The organism is Actinoplanes italicus, from assembly GCF_003001815.1.
Taxonomy (GTDB): Bacteria; Actinomycetota; Actinomycetes; order Mycobacteriales; family Micromonosporaceae; genus Actinoplanes; species Actinoplanes italicus.
Genome location: NZ_PVMZ01000062.1, coordinates 1 through 2,446, shown reverse-complemented (window position 1 = coordinate 2,446; position 2,446 = coordinate 1). Strand labels below are relative to the sequence as shown.

The 2,446-nt window shown below is 66.1% G+C and carries 2 protein-coding genes; one reads left to right on the top strand and one right to left on the bottom strand.

Annotated features, from left to right (window positions below; genetic code table 11):
• A partial coding sequence (locus CLV67_RS50785; protein ID WP_428839504.1) for a sigma factor occupies positions 1 to 209 on the bottom strand: 209 nt, incomplete at its 3' end.
• Positions 210 to 536: 327 nt separating this feature from the next.
• Here CLV67_RS50785 and CLV67_RS50780 point away from each other — a divergent pair.
• Complete coding sequence (locus tag CLV67_RS50780; RefSeq protein WP_106331197.1) at positions 537 to 959, top strand: ATP-binding protein; 423 nt, start codon at positions 537 to 539, stop codon at positions 957 to 959.
• The last annotated feature ends 1,487 nt before the right edge of the window (positions 960 to 2,446 follow it).

The following is a 2,446-nucleotide window of genomic DNA, read 5'->3' as shown; positions in this document are numbered from 1 at the left end:
TTGATGAGGCCGACGGTGGCGGTCTGGACGAGGTCGTCGGTGGGTTCGCCGCGGCCGGAGTAGCGGTGGGCGAGGTGGCGGGCGAGAGGCAGCCATGCCTCGATCGCCCGGTCCCGCAGCGCGGCGCGCGACGGATGCTCGGCAGGCATGGCGGCCATCGCGGCAAGCAGCTCGGCCGCGCTGTCCGCCGGGGCCTCGGCGCTGGCCATCGTCGACGGCTGCACCGCCGTCGAGGTCTTGGTGACGGTCATGTCGTGGTCCTCCCTGACACCTTCCCGGAGAGCCGGTCCCGTTGGTTTGGGACCCGGTCGGTCGGGCATCCATATACGTGGGACAGCACCCGAGGGTGCCGTCCGGGCGCATGTTGGCCGTTCGGTTACGAGGACTCTATACGACAGGCCTAGAGAACACTAGCCGAAAGTATGAGGTGTTTACCGTGACAGAACGGACATATGCAGGCATTATGATCGGCCCTTTTCGAGATCTGAGGCCCCACGCCTATCTGTTTTTCCCCCGGGAGTGGGCAAGATAGGCACATGACGTCGCCGCCCGCCCCGGTTCCACACCCGGCGGCGACCCAGCTCCGCAGCTGGAACCTCGACGGGGTCGGTGGTTTGCGTCACCTGCGAGCCGATCTCCGCGACGCCGTCGCCGGCACGCCCCTCGACGACGAGGACGGCCTGGACCGGATCACCGTGGTCGCCACCGAACTGGCCACCAACGCGCTGCGGCACGGCCGGGCGCCTACCGTCATCCGCCTGTTCCGGGAGCCGGGGGCCTTGGTCCTCGACGTGGCCGACCACGATCTGGCGGGGGAGCCGCTCTTCGATCAGGAGCGGCCCATCGGTCTTGGCGGGCTCGGGTTGCGACTCGCTCGCACCTTCGCCACCGATCTCGGCTGGTACCGGACAGCCGAAACCAAACACATATGGGCAAGATTCGATTTCGTACGGGACTAGCACCCGGCCATGAGGTCTTTGCCGCCTTGGTGCCCCGCAGCCCGGCGCCCTGCTCTCCGCTGTTGTGGATGTTCCCCGTTCCGCTGAGCGGGGCCGGCCCTCCGGCTGTGCGTCCTCTCCCAGTTCTTACCCCAGGCGGCTCTCACGCCGCCTGTCACTGAGCACCCTTCTCTCGCGGGCTGTCGCGCCTGGTCTGGTGCCACGCGGTCTGTCGCTTCCGGGACTGTCTCCCCCGCCGCCCTCCCCGGGCTGTCCCCTTGCTGCTTGTGGTGGGCTCGGTCGCCTTGCTTCCCGCGGGATCTTGGACGGCCTCTTCGCCTGGGTCGCCTATCAGCATCCGAGGACCAACGCGCGCCGCACGAATCTTGGAACCTGACGCGCGCTTGGGCGTACCTCCTCATCCAAGGTCTTCTCGGCGGGACGGCCCTCAGAAGCTTCTGGCTGGTGCGGCATGCGAGGCCGCGGTGCTGACGGTGACCGGATCTGCGTGCCTCGAACGTCCCGTTGACACGGAGGGATCGAAACCCGTCCCGGATCGTGGCCGGCGCGATCGCATCCTGGCCAACACGGGTTTGCTCTCCATCGGTGCACAACCGCCATGGAACGGATCGGTGTGAGAACCACTCGGCAACGGGGTCCGGACCACTCTTCCAAGCCCGACCGCGTCCCAAGCCCGACCGCGTCCCAAGCCCGACCGCATCTCAAGGCCGACTGCGTCTCAAGGCCAGAACGGCTCCGCGCGAATCGTCTCCATACCGGCTCCCTGCCGATCGCTTCAGGGCGATCACCTCCGAGTTGGTTCCTCCGGGTCGAGGCGGGTGAAGCTCCGCAGCCGAGGCGGTGGTGTCGAGGCGGTCGGGCCGGTGCTTCTGCTTGGCGCGATGGCTTCGGGCAGCCGGCTTGAGACTCGTGGGGAGGTTGGCGGCACTGGGGTGCAGCCGGTGTTGAGGGGTGATCGCTCTGGGCGCGCGGTTCTCGTTGGGCTCGAGTGGCCGGTGTGTTGCTTGAGTGGTGCATGAGAGACGTGTTCATTCCGTGTCCGGTCCACTTCGTATCGTCATTGGCCTCATTTGACTCCCTGGTACCAGTCGCACCTGGAGTGCGATCCCGTGTGGGGGCCGATTTGGCGTTGCGAGGACGACCGGGTAATGTTCTCCGAGCCGGCAGGGAAACGGGCGAGGCAAGCGGGTCAGGCAACACAGACACGCAACGGCCGTCCTGCCAAACCCCGAAGATTGAGTGCCACGAGGCATCGTGTACTCTTCTGCGGGCTCCAGCGGTTTCTGTTTTGTCGAATTCGGTTGCGAAACGCGGATTTGACACGGTGGAAACGGCGGGTAAAGTAGAGCGAGTGCCCCGGAGGGCGGGCCGCGGAAGCGGGTCGCAGAATGGTGTGCGGTTGTTCTTTGAGAACTCAACAGGGTGCTTGATAAGCCAGTGCCAATTATGGCAATACCCGGGCTTGTCTTCGGACAGGTCTAGGATTC

Bases quoted from the DNA above. Each gene is read 5' to 3' on its own strand.
- CLV67_RS50780 (WP_106331197.1), top strand. From the start codon at position 537: ATGACGTCGCCGCCCGCCCCGGTTCCACACCCGGCGGCGACCCAGCTC.